The sequence below is a fragment of the Microcoleus sp. B9-D4 genome, from assembly GCF_036705105.1.
Lineage (GTDB): Bacteria > Cyanobacteriota > Cyanobacteriia > Cyanobacteriales > Microcoleaceae > Microcoleus.
This window is the reverse complement of record NZ_JAUBTS010000101.1, coordinates 1-15,198: the sequence shown is the minus strand read 5'-3', so window position 1 is coordinate 15,198 and position 15,198 is coordinate 1. Positions and strand designations below refer to the sequence as shown.

The 15,198-nt window shown below is 46.7% G+C and carries 17 protein-coding genes; 9 read left to right on the top strand and 8 right to left on the bottom strand.

Annotated features, from left to right (window positions below):
• Both QUB24_RS31570 and QUB24_RS31565 read left to right on the top strand, forming a co-directional pair.
• Positions 1–209: hypothetical protein (locus tag QUB24_RS31570; RefSeq protein WP_333157496.1), on the top strand; the 209-nt coding region annotated here is incomplete at its 5' end.
• 243 nt (positions 210–452) lie between these two features.
• Entirely contained in the window at positions 453–1,271 is an 819-nt protein-coding gene (locus QUB24_RS31565; protein WP_333157495.1) for a tetratricopeptide repeat protein, read from the top strand.
• Positions 1,272–1,658: 387 nt separating this feature from the next.
• On the opposite strand, the gene QUB24_RS31560 is transcribed toward QUB24_RS31565, so the two are convergent.
• Positions 1,659–2,462, bottom strand: coding sequence for a TIGR01548 family HAD-type hydrolase (locus QUB24_RS31560; RefSeq protein WP_333157494.1), 804 nt, complete (start codon positions 2,460–2,462; stop codon positions 1,659–1,661).
• Positions 2,463–2,639: 177 nt separating this feature from the next.
• Between QUB24_RS31560 and QUB24_RS31555 the strand changes: the two genes are divergently transcribed.
• From QUB24_RS31555 to obgE, 4 genes are all read left to right on the top strand, one after another.
• Entirely contained in the window at positions 2,640–2,951 is a 312-nt protein-coding gene (locus QUB24_RS31555; RefSeq protein ID WP_278187374.1) for a 30S ribosomal protein PSRP-3, read from the top strand.
• A 455-nt stretch (positions 2,952–3,406) separates the two neighbouring features.
• Positions 3,407–4,480 (top strand): class I SAM-dependent methyltransferase, encoded by a 1,074-nt coding sequence (locus tag QUB24_RS31550; RefSeq protein ID WP_333157493.1) that lies wholly within the window; start codon positions 3,407–3,409, stop codon positions 4,478–4,480.
• A gap of 418 nt (positions 4,481–4,898) precedes the next feature.
• Positions 4,899–5,795: a Mo-dependent nitrogenase C-terminal domain-containing protein gene (locus tag QUB24_RS31545; RefSeq protein WP_333096542.1), complete on the top strand. Its 897-nt coding sequence runs from the start codon at positions 4,899–4,901 to the stop codon at positions 5,793–5,795.
• A 679-nt stretch (positions 5,796–6,474) separates the two neighbouring features.
• A complete protein-coding gene (gene obgE / locus QUB24_RS31540; protein ID WP_333157492.1) occupies positions 6,475–7,515 on the top strand; it encodes a GTPase ObgE in 1,041 nt (346 codons plus the stop codon).
• 280 nt (positions 7,516–7,795) lie between these two features.
• On the opposite strand, the gene QUB24_RS31535 is transcribed toward obgE, so the two are convergent.
• The 6 genes from QUB24_RS31535 to QUB24_RS31510 all read right to left on the bottom strand — a co-directional run bounded on the left by QUB24_RS31535 (position 7,796) and on the right by QUB24_RS31510 (position 12,637).
• Entirely contained in the window at positions 7,796–8,554 is a 759-nt protein-coding gene (locus QUB24_RS31535; protein WP_333157491.1) for an HNH endonuclease, read from the bottom strand.
• Between the two features lie 93 nt (positions 8,555–8,647).
• On the bottom strand, positions 8,648–9,076 hold the full coding sequence (locus QUB24_RS31530) for an HNH endonuclease signature motif containing protein (protein WP_333157490.1): 429 nt from the start codon (positions 9,074–9,076) through the stop codon (positions 8,648–8,650).
• Positions 9,073–9,537, bottom strand: a complete 465-nt coding sequence (locus QUB24_RS31525; protein ID WP_333157489.1) for a hypothetical protein — start codon at positions 9,535–9,537, stop codon at positions 9,073–9,075. Before QUB24_RS31525 ends, QUB24_RS31530 begins: the two co-directional genes overlap by 4 nt.
• A 6-nt stretch (positions 9,538–9,543) precedes the next feature.
• Positions 9,544–9,945, bottom strand: coding sequence for a hypothetical protein (locus QUB24_RS31520; protein WP_333157488.1), 402 nt, complete (start codon positions 9,943–9,945; stop codon positions 9,544–9,546).
• A 65-nt stretch (positions 9,946–10,010) separates the two neighbouring features.
• Entirely contained in the window at positions 10,011–11,597 is a 1,587-nt protein-coding gene (locus QUB24_RS31515) for a serine hydrolase (protein ID WP_333157487.1), read from the bottom strand.
• 251 nt (positions 11,598–11,848) lie between these two features.
• Entirely contained in the window at positions 11,849–12,637 is a 789-nt protein-coding gene (locus QUB24_RS31510) for an RNA methyltransferase (protein WP_333157497.1), read from the bottom strand.
• Positions 12,638–12,938: 301 nt separating this feature from the next.
• On the opposite strand from QUB24_RS31510, the gene QUB24_RS31505 reads away from it, so the two are divergent.
• The 3 genes from QUB24_RS31505 to QUB24_RS31495 all read left to right on the top strand — a co-directional run bounded on the left by QUB24_RS31505 (position 12,939) and on the right by QUB24_RS31495 (position 14,337).
• Entirely contained in the window at positions 12,939–13,172 is a 234-nt protein-coding gene (locus QUB24_RS31505) for a hypothetical protein (RefSeq protein ID WP_333157486.1), read from the top strand.
• A gap of 1 nt (position 13,173) precedes the next feature.
• Entirely contained in the window at positions 13,174–13,329 is a 156-nt protein-coding gene (locus QUB24_RS31500) for a DUF2256 domain-containing protein (RefSeq protein WP_006631540.1), read from the top strand.
• Positions 13,330–13,401: 72 nt separating this feature from the next.
• A complete protein-coding gene (locus tag QUB24_RS31495) occupies positions 13,402–14,337 on the top strand; it encodes an isoaspartyl peptidase/L-asparaginase (RefSeq protein ID WP_333157485.1) in 936 nt (311 codons plus the stop codon).
• A gap of 197 nt (positions 14,338–14,534) precedes the next feature.
• Here the strand turns inward: QUB24_RS31495 and QUB24_RS31490 are convergent, their stop codons facing one another.
• Positions 14,535–15,131, bottom strand: coding sequence for a hypothetical protein (locus tag QUB24_RS31490; RefSeq protein ID WP_333157484.1), 597 nt, complete (start codon positions 15,129–15,131; stop codon positions 14,535–14,537).
• Positions 15,132–15,198 lie beyond the last annotated feature (67 nt).

Below are 15,198 nucleotides of genomic sequence, written 5' to 3'. Positions count from 1 at the left end.
GAACCTATTTGCAAGCTTTAAGGCTGTTGGCGAACCCGCCCCTACGGCTAATTGAGAATGGTGCAATATCTCAGTTAAAACTGACATCTTGCAGCAATATCAATAAGAGGATTTTTCGTGGGGTCGGGCGGGTTTGTCGATTCCCTCCGCTTCCCTTCGCCCAAAATCAGGTAGGGGCGGGTTCACCAACAATATCTGCCAATAATTGACAATTTCAAAAACCCGCCCCGGCCGGGATATTATTGTCAATCGATCGGACATGATATCAGTTAAACCCGCCACTACCCAACCAAAGTCCGCCTACGCCGCCTAAACAAAATCCAGAACCTGCGGAGGCAGGTTTTGTCCGTGTAGCTGCGACTTAAGTCGCCGAGACTTTTCAAACATCTTCTAACCAACGCCCGCAATTTGGGTTAATAATATGTTTAGCAAAGTTTAAACGACCAACAACGATGATTCGCTCACTTTTCACATTTTTTACAGTATTAATTGTAACCGGCTTAGTATGGTTGGGAAATATCGCCCCCGTAGCCGCACAAGTACAACCAACAGATATCACCGATCCTCAACAGGAATTGGGAGAACTCGTTCAAAAAGCTTTTGAAGCTACAAATGAAGGCAAATTTCCCGCCGCAGAAACTTTTTGGACTCAAATCATTGACAAATTTCCCTCACAAGCCGCCGCTTGGAGCAACCGAGGCAATTCTAGAGTCAGCCAAAACAAACTACAAGCCGCTATTACCGACTACGAAAGAGCGATCGAACTAGCACCCGACGCCCCCGATCCCTACCTAAACCGCGGCACCGCCCTAGAAGGTTTAGGACGCTGGGAAGAAGCGATCGCCGACTACAATCATGTACTAGAATTAGACCCCCAAGATCCAGCCGCCTACAACAACCGAGGCAACGCCGAAGCAGGTTTAGGAAAATGGGAACAAGCAATTGCCGACTACAGCAAAGCCTTTGAACTAGCCCCCGAATACGCCTTTGCCCGCGCCAACCACGCCCTCGCACTTTATCAAAACGGGCAAACCAAAGAAGCAATTCGCAACATGAAAAACATCGTCCGCAGATACCCCCAATTTGCCGACATGAGAGCCGCCCTCAGCGCCTGTCTTTGGGAAGCCGGAAATCGCGGCGAAGCTGAAAGCAATTGGGTAGCAGCCATCGGCCTCGACTCCCGCTACAAAGACCTCGATTGGGTTGCCAATAACCGCCGCTGGCCACCACTTGCAGTCAGTGCATTAGACAAATTCTTGCACTTGCAATAATCTCAAAAGGAAAGTTGACTGTTGACTGTTGACTGTTGACTGTTGACTCTTGACTGTTGACTGTTGACTGTTGACTGTTGACTGTTGACTGTTGACTGTTGACTGTTGACTGTTGACTGTTGACTGTTGACTCGATTTTATTATTCCGATACAACCGGAAAGGATATCATTGGTTATTTGTTATTTCGACAACTAACAACTGACAACTGACAACTAACAACTAACAACTAACAACTAATACCAATTTAATGTGAAGTTGCACATATCTCGATCCCCCTCGCATACCCCCTACTCCCCCTGGTTGTTGGGGAGTAGGGGTTGACTTTGAGAAGAATCTTGTCCCCCCCTCCCGCGGGGGGCGCCACGGTGATCGGATTCTATGCAACCTCATAAAAAATTGGTATAACAATTAACTAATTCCCAAATCCGCGCAGGCGTCAACTCCTCGACATTCCTGAAAACCGCTGCTGCACCAGCCGTTTTCAGGGCCGCAGCATAAGCCTCACAGCGCACAACATCATCCAAAACATGAGGTGGCAAAATTCCAGCCCCCAGCCAAACCCGATTTGGTTGCACTTCCCGCGCCTTCACAACCGTGTAAATATCCGCAACAGTATCTCCCGCATAAATCACCGGCAAATTTTTTTCTAAACCGTGCAGAGTTTCCAACTGTTCAATTGCCGCGAAAAGTCCAGCCGGATCGGGTTTTCCCGGTGCATCTTCCATCGCCACCAACACCGGGGAATTTAAACTCAATTTCCCTGACAAAACATAAGCAGCTTCATCCCGCATCGCCCCGCTAAAAAAGCCCCAAACAATGCCCCCAACAGTTAAATTTTCCAGGTAAGCCGGACTTAACAACAGCGGTTCGTCACAAATATAACCAGTCCAATTTTTCTCATCAGGCCCGCGATAGCGACTTTGGAAAAAAGCCACTAATTCGTCATAGTTGAGAGCGAGTTCGTTTCTCGATCGCCCAATCCCCTCAAAATAACGGCAAACTAACTCGAAAGACGCCTGCCAGTCATTATTCCACACACCCTCAGACTTCAGAGAGTCGATATCGAGAGAATTCGGACGAAAAGCACCCGCCGTGAAATGTTCCACCGCATCCGCGATCGCCCGCCGGTAAGAACCCGACACATCCCGCACCACACCATCAATGTCAAAGACTACAATAACTCTGTTCACAATTTAATTATCCTTGTACCTAGGGCGGGTGAGAACCCAAATTTTATCTGTTCCCAGCCCCTGAGTGGCGCTAAAACCAGCCGCGCCACAAAACTTTTCATGGCCGATGACCAATTATCGAACAGAGTGTGCTACGCTTAGCGATTGTAGAAATTTTTAACAAGTTCGATCGGAACCCTGGAGGTTTGCTTGTCCAAGTTCATCTTAAAAGTTCTCTGGCTAGAAGAGAATGTTGCCCTCGCCGTTGACCAAGTTGTCGGCAAAGGAACTAGCCCGCTGACATCCTACTTTTTCTGGCCCCGCAAAGATGCGTGGGAAGACCTCAAAAACGAACTCGAAGCCAAACACTGGATTGCTGATAACGATCGTGTCGAAATCCTCAACCAAGCCACAGAAGTCATCAACTACTGGCAAGAGGAAGGCAGACGGCGCCCGATGACTGAAGCTCAGTCAAGATTCCCCCAAGTGACTTTTACCGGCAGCAACTAAGCCCAGCTTTTAGTTGCTACCCATATACATTGCCTGTTATGGCTGACAAGGGGAAGGAGAGAGGGGAGAAGGCGAGAGGATTTGACGCTTTTTCCACCTCGCCGTGAAAAATACAATTTAAATCCGCTACAGCTTTTCTTGATACTAACTCCGATTTTGGAACCTACTGGGGTTTTGGGCTAGGTCGATTTGAGATTTATCCAAAATAAAGCTCTCAAATCGGCGTTTTTTTGATAATTAATACTTACACGAAAAGTGGTTTGACGCGCTGCTTATAGCTTGTTATGAACAGGCAAGATGCCAGTTCCACAAGAAGAAAATCTACTCTTTGTGGAACAGGCATCTTGCCTGTTACTGAAAAGGGTGCAAAATGTGAGTTATAACAAATAACAAATAACTAACAACTAACAGCTAACAACTAACAGCTAACAACTAATAACCTCTTCGCGGAATTTATGGGCGCCGAAAGTACAATCAACCAGACCGAACAGCTACCCCTGGTAGTAAATCCCGACATTCTCCAGCAAGCAATCCTCTACAAAATTAATACTCGCATCATAGCTCGTGGAGAATTAGTTTTCCCCTGCGTTCCGGGAATGGTAAGCCACTATCTCAAGTCCATAGAAAAGCTATTTAGCACTCTCGACAGACCACTGCCCGAAGACCGCAGAGACGAACTCAGCAAGCTGTTAGCCACCAAGTTAGAACAAGGCTACCGCACCTCCACAGCATCGATGCTGATCCTACAATACGAATCAGTGCAGCCACCACAAACCGGTTTAGCCTGCAAAGTCATTGTTACTACCTCAAGTGTTGGAGAACAGTATAAAAGCTGGGTAGACACCAGAGAACCTCCGCTTTTCGGTTCTCATCCCGATGCAAAATTGATGACAACGGCTGCTAAATTGGGCACGCCCGATCAAGTGCGGATTTTGGACGTGGGGGCTGGTACAGGCCGCAATACCTTGCCCCTGGCGAGATTGGGCTATTCTGTAGATGCGATCGAACTAGCTCCAGCTTTTGCCGAACAATTGAAAGCAGCAGTAACAGCCGAAAACCTTCCCGTGACAGTGACTGAAGGCGACGTGCTCGACCCCTTAATGCGGATGAAACCTGCCCGGTACCAGTTGGCAGTTGCCGCTGAAGTCATCTCACATTTTCGAGACAGCGATCAAGTACGGCTTTTCCTCGCTAAAATGTGCGATTCCCTGTCTCCCGGAGGCCTGTTGCTGTTCAGCACGTTTTTAACCGTCGGTGACTATCAGCCAGATGCCCTCGTGCGACAAGTTGCCCAACTCTCTTGGTCTACTTTATTTACGCCCCAAGAACTCGCTACCGCAATGGAAGGGTTGCCCTTAGTCCAAATATCCGACGAATTGGTGTTTGAGTACGAACGCCACCACCTGCCGGAAGGAGCCTGGCCACCGACGCCCTGGTTTCCCAGTTGGGCCACCGGTCGAGATGTCTTCCCGATGGCAAACGCCCGCCCGCCAATGGAATTGCGCTGGATTTTGTGCCGCCGAAGTTAAAAAAAATCGGTCATTTTTAGACGGACGCAGCAATCAAAACCTTTTATCGGCCGTAAAATTTTCCTCCTATATTTTTCTTTTAACAGCTTAAAGCCGACTCGCTGTTAATATTGTGCTGCCGGCATAGAAAAATTCACAAAAATATATATTAAAATGTAAACAGAGCGAAGTTCGATCGCCCCTGGGTGACAAACCCAGTTTCTGATTAGATCCTACGCTTGCCAACCTTTTATTTCTTGCGAAAAATTGGGTTGCTAATGGCAATCGGGGTTGCATAAAACTCGATCGCCATCTCGATGGGTGCAACTAGAGTTAAGATGAATTCAACGAACCTATTCCTCCCGATAGATGACTTTTTAGGGAATAGGATTAGCCAATAGATTAGCTCGCTAGTCAGCGATGCTGCTGAGAAACAAATATGCTTTTAACACGTCCACTACAAGCGTTTGGAGCAATCTTCGGCCACAAACCTTCCACAAATAGATCATCGATCGACCAAAAAACCAGTAAAAATTATTGGGAGGGGAATATTGAGTCCGCTGTAAACGAACAAATTGACTGGTACATCCAAGTGGAAATGCTAATGAGTAACGCTAAATCTTCCTGCACCAATGAAGAGATTACTGCTTGGCTGCGGGGATTGCTGACAATTGCTTGGGCAGACGGCAACTTTGACGAAGACGAGCAAAAAATGATTGCAAATCTAACTCAGGATGAACTACACCCGGTATCTTTTGAGGAGGGCTTTGAACCTATTGCCCCAGAGGAATTAGCCGCTGTGTTAGGGAAAGACACCGCCAAAGGCGAGGATTTTTTAAGGACAGCAGTCATGGTAGCTTTGGCAGACGGTACCTACTCGCTCAGCGAAGACGAGGTAATCTCTAAATTTTGCACAGCTTTGGGGCACAATGTAGAGGCGATCGAAGCTCTGCGACACACCATCGAAGACAGCAAGTGCGATGATCCGCAGGGGCCCAGCAGCCAAATAGTATTTGATGCGAATGTCGCCCCCGCCGCCGGGACACCCCTTTCATCTCGGCTACCTAAACCTCACCACAAAAATGTCCTGCAACCCGTCAAAGACTGGCTTGACGGCTGGGAAATTCACGACCCAAAATTGGCACACTTTGTCTGTAAAATTATTCCGCCCCAGTGTCCGTTTGAGCGAGATGTCGTGTTATTTGGTCACAAAATCGTCCATATTCCGGCGATGTGCCAGATTAACCCGCTTTACGAACAGTTAGTCGGGATGCGCTTTCGAGCTCTCTGCTATTTGGCAGATGAATGTAAGGAAGATGTATCGTCCTATTGTTAGTAGTCATTAGTCAGTTGTCAGTTGTCAGTTGTCAGTTGTCAGTTGTCAGTTGTCAGTAGGCAGTTGTCATTCTTGTGACATCTTGGATTAATGAGTGTAATTATTAACCAATGACTACTAATTAGTCCTGAACGCAAAAACCAGGTTTTTCTACGAAACAACATCATTATACCAATCCGCCCCAGTAGAAAAACCCGGTTTATGCAGTTTTTGTGCGTGAGTCCTGCTAATATCAAATCTGCTTTGATAATACTAATTCAACAAAAGTTTTGGTACTAAGCTGTTCTGCATTTAAATGGTATGTCAAAAAATGGTATGTCAAAAAATTTTAAAGTCTTGTGGGGTGTAGGGGTTGGGCGTCCCGCCCGCCCTCAATCTACAATTTAAATGCGCGACAGCTTATTCTCAATCTTATACAAATTATTAAAACTCGCCCATTTAGGAGCCGGACACGGCATTGCCGTTTCCCTACAAATGCTCACGTACAATCTCTCACTCTGCACTATTTTTCAGAATTGGTAAAATTATAATTTTCCGGCAACTGTAAATCGCGACGAAACTTGGCTGTCGTCCGCCGACGCGGACTAAAGGAAAAGGGGAATATGGTACTTGCATCTGGTATAATAATAACTAATGACTATTGACTACTGACTATTGACTATTGACTACTGACTAAATTATGCAATTTATCGATCGAGCAGATATTCAAGTCGCAGCCGGCAAAGGCGGCGACGGTATGGTAGCTTTTCGCAGAGAAAAGTATGTACCGGCCGGCGGCCCCTCTGGCGGGACAGGCGGCAAAGGCGGTTCCGTGTATATGGTGGCGGTGGAAAGCCTGCAAACGCTGCTAGATTTTCAGTACAACCGGATTTTTAAAGCCGATGACGGGAAACGAGGCGCGCCGAAAAATATGACCGGTGCCGGTGGGGATGATCGCACGATCGAAGTTCCCTGCGGTACAGTTGTTTACGACGCGGAAACTCAGGCAATCTTAGCAGATTTAGTAACGCCCGGACAGACTTTTTGCGTAGCTAAAGGCGGCAAAGGCGGTTTGGGGAATAAGTGTTTTCTGACCAATTCCAACCGCGCTCCCGATTATGCGATGCCGGGAAAAGAAGGAGAACACAAATTTTTGCGTTTGGAATTGAAGCTATTAGCGGAAGTGGGAATTCTGGGGATGCCAAATGCTGGCAAATCCACCTTAATTTCTGCTTTGTCTGCGGCCCGCCCCAAGATAGCAGATTATCCGTTTACAACTTTAGTCCCGAATTTGGGCGTAGTCCGAAAACCCAGCGGCGACGGTACCGTGTTTGCAGACATTCCGGGATTGATTGAGGGGGCGCACGAAGGTGCTGGTTTGGGTTACGAGTTTTTGCGGCACATTGAGCGGACTCGGTTGCTGCTGCATTTGATCGATATTACCGATGAAGATCCGATCGCCAATTATGTCACAATTCAGGAAGAATTGAAGGCTTACAGGCGTGGTTTAGCCGATCGACCGCAGATTTTGGCTTTTAATAAAGTAGATGCGATCGACCTCGAAAGCGAAGAAATCGGTAATTTAACCAGCCGACTTCAAGAAATTAGCGACGCTCCTGTTTTGTTGATTTCCGCCGTTAGTAGACTTGGATTGGATGAATTGATGCAGCAAGTTTGGCAAAAACTCGACGAGATGAACGAGAAAGAGGCGGCAGAACAGTTAGCAGTGGCGAGTGTTTAATCCCTTTCTGGTTCCTGGAATTTCCGTGAATCGGTAGGTGTTTGTTTGAGGGGTCAATCGATTTTAGATTTTAGATTTTAGATTTTAGATTGAAGCATTGACCCCACGGATAAATTCGGGGGCTGGTTTATCGGATACAGGTTTTTTATTTCTGGACAGATGAATCCGGGGGCTTGTATCGTGGATGCTTGATTGTCAAATCTTTCGGCTGTATGGCTGGTGCGGCAAGGGTTTGATCCTCAATGGTATCATAAAATATCTTGGACATCTATCTACGAAGTCAGTGTTTACTAAGTAAATCTTTGATTTCTTCAATAGTAAATGGAGGATATTTCCTATGAATCATTGCATGACAGTTAGGACATAGTGGAAGTAAATCTTGAATAGGATTAACTTCATATTCTTGATTAATTTCAGCTAAAGGTATTATATGGTGAACATGAATAAAACCTTTACCTATTTCTCCAAAAACTTTTTCAAAGTTAAACTTGCAAATATAACAATTTAGCCCATAATATTCAATACATTTTTTGCGAGCTTGATTATTTCGTTCATAAGCATTAACTTGTATTTGACGGATAGAACCTTCTTTAAAAGTTTTAGTTTCCTCTACTTCTCCGACTTCATCAGGAAATATTAGCGTATCATCTGAGACACTAACAGAATCGAAAAGCTGTTCAAAATCAAGCTTGGGTGTGGTTAAAATTTTGCAAACTAAAACATAGAGTTCTTCTTCAAAATATTCTTTAAATCCTTTATAAATTTCTTTCTCACAACGCCATAACTCTCTCTGCCACCAGCCTCTACGCCTATTTTCATGATAAGGATCAAAGGCATCTCTCAAATTTTTGATTGTATTAGCGGAAATTCCAAGTAGAGAGCCTATTTTTTCATGGGTATCAGTCATATTACCAAATCCCAATTTCTGATAAGCCTCTCTATCAAATCTTGAAAGATAATAAGCTACTATATAAGCATAGGGGGAATTACAATCACCCAAGGAGTCTCTAAGCCTATTCCAGTTATAAGGTTTTTTCACAATTAAAATTATTCATTTGTTTTGTAATACCACTTCTCTAAATTATTGCTACAATCTGCATCGTTAAGTTGATTTTATACAATCACCTACTGTTTATGTGGTTTGTGGGCGGGGTGCTGGATATTCCCCAATACTGATAAGTTTCTCGCGTTCGAGGATGCGTTCTAGGAGGTTAAATTGCAGAATTTTAGCGGTTACGCGCCCTTCTGGTGTCCGTGGGACGATTGCTCCTCCTTCTAGCCGAAAATGGTCTGACCATTCCTGGACACGGGGATTAAAAAAGGGAGTTAGCTGTCCTGTCTCAGGGTCGATAGAACCTAGGTCAGTTCCTTTGAAACGGTTGCAGGAAGGACAGGATAACGCTAGGTTTTCCACGACGGTGGCCCCATCATGTTTTTCAGCAATGATGTGTTCCATTTCAAAGGCAAAGAGTGAAGCCGTTTGGGGAAATCGACAATACTCGCATTGCTCTGCGGCGCGTTGGGTGACGACGCGACGCACAGTGGCTGGTACATAACTCATGCTTCTGTCTGTAAGCGTTTGTAGGCGTGAGCTTTGGCTAAACGCACCCAATGTTCTAACAGCAAATAGCGATCGAGTTCGACTTCCTCTCTGGCCGAAAGAGTGCCGGATTTATTGCGATCGAGCAGTTGGCTCATGCGGGCTTGCAACGCAGGTGTGGGGCGGATTGCGAGGATTTCTTCTGGGCTGGGTTGACTCGCTAGCAGTTCGACGATTTGGCGATCGTCTTGGTAGGGAATGGTTTCTGCGGGGGCGAGTTCCCGAAGTGCCCGATCCAGGGCTTCCGGGAGACGATCGCCCAATTGTTGCAGTTTTTCGCCGAGGATATCGGGAACTTCTAGGATAATTTGCATTAGTGCTGATGTGAGGAGGGGAATTCCCTTGATTGTAACAAGGGGAAAAAATGCCGTTAACTTAAATCCCGATCGGGGTATTGAAGCTGCATAGCCCGGTATTTGCACAGTTGTTCACAATGGAGATAACTGGCGAATTGGCCCATTGTAATCAACTCTGATTCTGCCATCTTGAGAAACCGTAACAACCGTTTCTACAGTATAGACAGACGAACCAGGCTTGTAACCCTTAAAAGTAAAAGTCCAAGTTCCATCGCCATTGTCAACAAACGGCGATTCCTTAGAAGTACCGTGCATAGAAGCTTCAGCTCGATAGTTGCCTAAACCCCCATTAGCAATTTCTGCTGCTTGACGGGCTAAGTTTTTTGCCCGATTGAGTTCGATATTATTGTTAATCACTCTCACGCCATCGGTCTCATATTCAGGAGCAGGATTAGCATTACTCAAGGCGGGGGAGACTCCAACAGCTAAAGTTGAAAGCGCTACCAGACAAGCAAGTCGAATGTTTAGTTTCATAATACAAACTGATTTATAGTTTGATAAAGTCTACAACACTTGCCCGAAAAAACCCGGTTAAATTTTCAATTTTTAATTTTCACTTGTGAATCTGCTGGCGTTTCCCCACCGTACAAATAGCGGTAACTCATCCGAGAAATCTCCCGAATCAATGTTTGAGCTGGCTTCTCCGTTTCCGGCGGATGCTTCACCATCACCGCCACCAAATAACGCTTACCGTTCGGCAAATCCACCATCCCCGCATCCGCAAGCATTGTATCAATATTGCCTGTTTTGTGAGCAATAACTGAACCTTCGCCTAAACCTTTCGGCAGCAAAGAATCATTTCTAGTTTGGCGCATAATTTGCAAAATGCGATCGCGCGATTTCACCGATACCAAATTACCCCGATCGATCTGGGCTATGATATTAATCAAATCCTTCGGACTGGTAGTATTAGTTCCCTCCAAATCTGGCAAATTATTACGCAGAACCGTGGTACTCAAGCCCCAATTTGCAAACTGCTGATTCAAAAACTCAGCACCTCCCAACAACTCAATCATCATATTTGTCGCCGTATTGTCGCTGACAACAATCATCTTTTGGGCAACTTCCAAAGCCGAATACTTCTTGCCAGGAGCCTGGTCTTGCATATCCCCAGAACCGCCGACAATGTGTTCGGACTTCAGCGTCAGCATCTGATCTAACTGCACTTTGCCCTCATCTACTGCTTGGAAAAAAGCTACTAAAATTGGTACTTTAATTGTGCTAGCTGAAGCAAAAGCAGTATCGCCATTAAAATTTAAGTAGCTTCCAGTATCTAAATCGACTAGAAATATTCCGGCTGTCAAACTAGGATTTTCTGTTGCTAAAACCTGAACTTGGGTTTTTAAAGCTCCTAATTCTTGATTCAGTTGCAGCACTTCTGGGGTTGCGGATGCTGCAGATGCGCTATCGGCTAGGTTTTTCTGCCCTGCGGTAGTTTGTTCTTCTGTCGCTACAGTTGATGCTCGACTAACGGCATTTACCACCGACAGCAGCGTACCGCAAATCACCGCTATCCCAACTCCCAAAATCAGCAAGCGAGTAGCGTACACCAATGGGGGCACGCTCCGAGGTGCAGAGCGTTTACCCGGTCTCTGACTCGCTTTTGGGCGCGGTTTAGGCACGGGGGGTTTTTTGGCATCTGGGGGGATTACCGTGTCTGGAATGCGAACTGGGGGCGAACTGGGAAGACTTCCACGGGTTGCAGGGGGAGTGGCAGTTTGGCTCTGGCTGTTGGGATTGCTGGCGATCGAACTCACATTTTCCCGATCCAGATTCGGATCGGGAAACTCGAACATATCGACAGCAGCGAGGCCTTTTTTGCCTGGTTGGCGAGTCTTCGACTGCGGAGTTTTGCTGGTTCTGGGTTTTCTGGGGTTAATTGCCGATCGAGGATCGGATAAAAAGTCTTGTGTGGTAAATTCTTCTGAAGATGTGGGAGAATTAGCTCCAATTCTGCTGCCGCGGCGTTGTTGCGGTGGCAAAGTCGCTGGTTCGGGCGATCGAATTTCTGAATTGCCGTTTTGCGGTTGCGAAGGGCGGCGACGGCCCGAGTTGCCAGACTGACTTGCTTTGCCTGACTTAGGCTGCTTTGAGCCGGAGTTGGGAGAGGATATCGAGGATATCACCGATAATATCGATCCTTTGGGAAACCGCTCTGCCACGTCTTACTCCTTCATCACTAATGTAAAGTTCAAGTTTAAGATTTTTCAGCTTGCCAGCCAATCAATTTTAGATTTTAGATTTTAGATTTTAGATTTATCCCAGACGCTGCATGGTATCAGCAACCGGGTTTATTGCCCGCAAATTATCGCAAAGCTTGGGTTTTTAGTCAAGGAACCCTGTTATGAAGGTGACAACTGGGTGCAGGAAAGTTCTCCTAGCTGTCCGTTGGATTTTCCGGTAACGCCCTATCCAGAGTATCAGAATTTGCCTCTCGTGGGTAAGTTTTGATTGCCCATTCTGTTTGGCGGAGGACGCCCCGCAGCATGGCGACTTCATCCACTGTCGGATAGGCTCTGTTATACAAACGGCGAAATTTTTCCATCCGGCTTGCTGCTGTGTGCTGCTGCAAATATCCTATTTTGAGTAACAGCGTTTCTAGTTGCTGGTAATATCCCTCTAAATTTTCCAAGGGTGCCGATTCCTTTTGGCCACTGACAACCGACAACTGACAACTGACAACTGACTTGTATAGTTCGTAACAGCAGATAGCGACGGCTTGGGCGAGATTTAGGGAAGTGTAGGCATCGCTGCTGGGAATGCGGATCAGGCGTTGAGCGCGGTTTAATTCGGCATTGGTCAAGCCGCAGTCTTCTCGGCCGAAAATGAGGGCGCTGGGGGCTTCTAGGAGCCAAGGCAAGGCATCTGCGGGTTCTTCTAGTTGTGTTGGCAACGATCGACTATCATCTCCTGTAGTTGCGATCGCTCTGACACACCCAACCAAAGCAGCGGGCAAACTCTCGACTACTTTGGTAGTTTCCAATATGTCGGCGGCGCGAACTGCCATCAGTCGGGCTTCTTCCCCTAAATGCTCGCATTGGGGATTTACCAAAACTAATTGGTGCAAACCCATATTTTTCATGACGCGGGCAACAGAACCCACATTCAATGGGCCAGCAGGTTCGACTAAGATTATTCGGATGTTGGCGTCGGCCGTTTCGAGCATTTTTATTTGGGGAGGTGTTTGGCAGAAATTAGGTTTTTCCTTAGCAACAGGCAAGATGCCTGTTCCACAATCAAATTTAACTCTTGTGGAACAGGCATCTTGCCTGTTCATAAAAATGGTACAAGATGTGAATTAGTTAATCTATTTTGACACTCCCCACGGCTGAAGCCTGGGGATTCTCCAAGCTAAACTTGGAAGGGACAGGCAAAAGTCCCCCTAGACGCTCAAAACAATACCCGTATCAAAGATATTGCAATTGCGCTTACTTTTAGAGTTTTTCTTACTTTCAGAGTCCATCGCTATGCCAGATAGGTACGCTCCTCACCCTGCCATTATTCGCCCTTTAAGTATTCCGCATCAAAGGCGGATGTCTCCGTTGCCGGGATTTCTCCGCACTAGGATGATTCTTCGCGTAGATGGTTATTCTTACTTGCTGTTTGAATTATATCAAAAACTGAAGGCGGTTGAAACCGCTACCGACTTATCCCCGTGTCTAAAGCCAGGGGCTTGCGTCTCGTTCTTCGGTCAAAATTAGCATGGCCAAGCAACGATCGAAATCTGATTTACCGACAAAAATGTGCCCGGTGTGCGATCGACCTTTTACTTGGCGCAAAAAATGGGCCGACTGCTGGGATGAGGTCAAATACTGCTCCGAACGATGTCGTCGCCGCCGTTTGGCGGCTCAAGATTAAGAATTTAGAGCAAGTTGCTCGAACAAAGCTAAGATTGCAAAGGAAAAATTTTAGGTTATTAGGTTATAAATTATGGCATCGCAACAAGTGCAACCAAAGCTAGTTATTCACGGCGGTGCCGGCAGTTCTCTACACAGTAAAGGCGGAATTGAGGCGGTGCGGAAATCGCTTTACGATGTTTTGGAGGAAGTTTATCCGCTGCTGAAAGACGGTGCAAGTGCCGTAGATGCAGTGGTGCGGGGCTGCCAATTGTTGGAAGATGACCCGCGATTCAATGCCGGTACTGGTTCTGTGGTGCAGTCGGACGGTCAAATTCGGATGAGTGCTTCGCTGATGGATGGTTTGATGCAGCGTTTCAGCGGGGCGATTAATGTTTCTCGCGTTCAAAATCCGATCGAACTTGCTAAATTTTTGCAGACTTCGGACGATCGGGTTCTCTCTGATTTTGGTTCGGCAGAATTGCTGCGAGAACTTCACTTGCCGATTTACGATCCGATGACGGATTTGCGTTTGCACGAGTGGATGCAGGAACGCCAAGGCAATTTTAGCAAAGCAATGGCTGACGTGGTTGCCGAACCTGCCGGTGTGGGTACGATCGGAGTCGTAGCTTTGGATGTGCATGGACGCTTGGCTGCTGGGACTTCGACTGGTGGCAAGGGTTTTGAGCGGATTGGGCGGGTTAGTGACTCGGCGATGCCGGCGGGAAATTACGCGGCAGGGAGTGCGGCGGTAAGCTGTACGGGGATTGGCGAGCACATTATGGACGAGTGTTTGGCCGCGCGAATTGTGATTCGGGTAACGGATGGTTTGAGTTTGAAAGCTGCTTTTGAGCGTTCTTTTGCTGAAGCTGACGAACGTCAACGGGATTTTGGCGCAATTGGAATTGATGCTACCGGGGCGATCGCTTTCGGCAAAACTAGCGAGGTGATTTTAGGTGCTTTTCACAATGGTATGCAAATGGGCGATACTTTGGAAATGAGCAAGGGAACGTTGATTTTCATTGCTTAAAAGGCCGATATAAATTGTCAGTCTGCGGTTCAGATACCCGACTTTTTGAATAATTCGGGTATCTCGATCGGCGTTAGTTTGATATCAAATCCGACAGTCATCAGTCATTAGTCATCAGTCAACAGTCAACAGTCATCAGTCATCAGTCAACAGTCAACAGTCAACAAGCACGGACGGTGCAACCGGAATCGATATTCTTAAATCCGCAGTTGCCAAAGTTTAACAGTACCATTCTCCCCACCGCTGACGAGAGTTTCGCCCAAAAGCCCGATCGCCACCGCAGACACAGGACTAGAATGTCCATCTAAAGTGTGCAGCAATTCGCCGCGAAGATTCCAAAGTCTAACAGTACCATCAAAACACCCCACTGCAAAGTATTTCCCATCCGGGCTAATTGCGGCGGCGGAAGTGATGCGAATTCCTGTTTGCAACGAATGCAATAATTCGCCTGTTTGCAAATTCCACAGTTTGATAGTTTGGCCGCCATGACTGACAAGAATTTGGCTATCGGAAGAAATCGCTACATAATTTTCGCTGCCAAATGTTCGCCTCACTTCGCCTCCCGGTAATTCCCACAAAGTGACTGTGGCCCGACAGAAACCGCTGGCTGCATTGAGTCCGCTGGCTACTAGCATTTTCCCGTTGGGACTCAGGGCGATCGCACTTATGTCATCTCCTTGATAGCCTTCCAAAACTTGCAGCAGTTGGCCGCTGTTGAGGTGCTGAAGCTTGATTGTGCCGCGGGTGGTGCCGATGCCAAAATTTGCCAGTCGGGGCTGACAAGCGAATTTCAAAGGTGGTACCCGCCACGTGATTTATCCGTGGAATCAATCCCAAATCTAAAATCTAAAATCCTCAAGA

What these genes read in the sequence shown, in the direction of transcription:
- QUB24_RS31505 (WP_333157486.1), top strand. Translation starts at nt 12,939, where the DNA reads ATGCCAGATAGGTACGCTCCTCACCCTGCCATTATTCGCCCTTTAAGT.
- QUB24_RS31565 (WP_333157495.1), top strand. Translation starts at nt 453, where the DNA reads ATGATTCGCTCACTTTTCACATTTTTTACAGTATTAATTGTAACCGGC.
- QUB24_RS31510 (WP_333157497.1), bottom strand. Translation starts at nt 12,637, where the DNA reads ATGCTCGAAACGGCCGACGCCAACATCCGAATAATCTTAGTCGAACCT.
- obgE (WP_333157492.1), top strand. Translation starts at nt 6,475, where the DNA reads ATGCAATTTATCGATCGAGCAGATATTCAAGTCGCAGCCGGCAAAGGC.
- QUB24_RS31545 (WP_333096542.1), top strand. Translation starts at nt 4,899, where the DNA reads ATGCTTTTAACACGTCCACTACAAGCGTTTGGAGCAATCTTCGGCCAC.
- QUB24_RS31550 (WP_333157493.1), top strand. Translation starts at nt 3,407, where the DNA reads ATGGGCGCCGAAAGTACAATCAACCAGACCGAACAGCTACCCCTGGTA.
- QUB24_RS31495 (WP_333157485.1), top strand. Translation starts at nt 13,402, where the DNA reads ATGGCATCGCAACAAGTGCAACCAAAGCTAGTTATTCACGGCGGTGCC.
- QUB24_RS31530 (WP_333157490.1), bottom strand. Translation starts at nt 9,076, where the DNA reads ATGAGTTATGTACCAGCCACTGTGCGTCGCGTCGTCACCCAACGCGCC.
- QUB24_RS31520 (WP_333157488.1), bottom strand. Translation starts at nt 9,945, where the DNA reads ATGAAACTAAACATTCGACTTGCTTGTCTGGTAGCGCTTTCAACTTTA.
- QUB24_RS31500 (WP_006631540.1), top strand. Translation starts at nt 13,174, where the DNA reads ATGGCCAAGCAACGATCGAAATCTGATTTACCGACAAAAATGTGCCCG.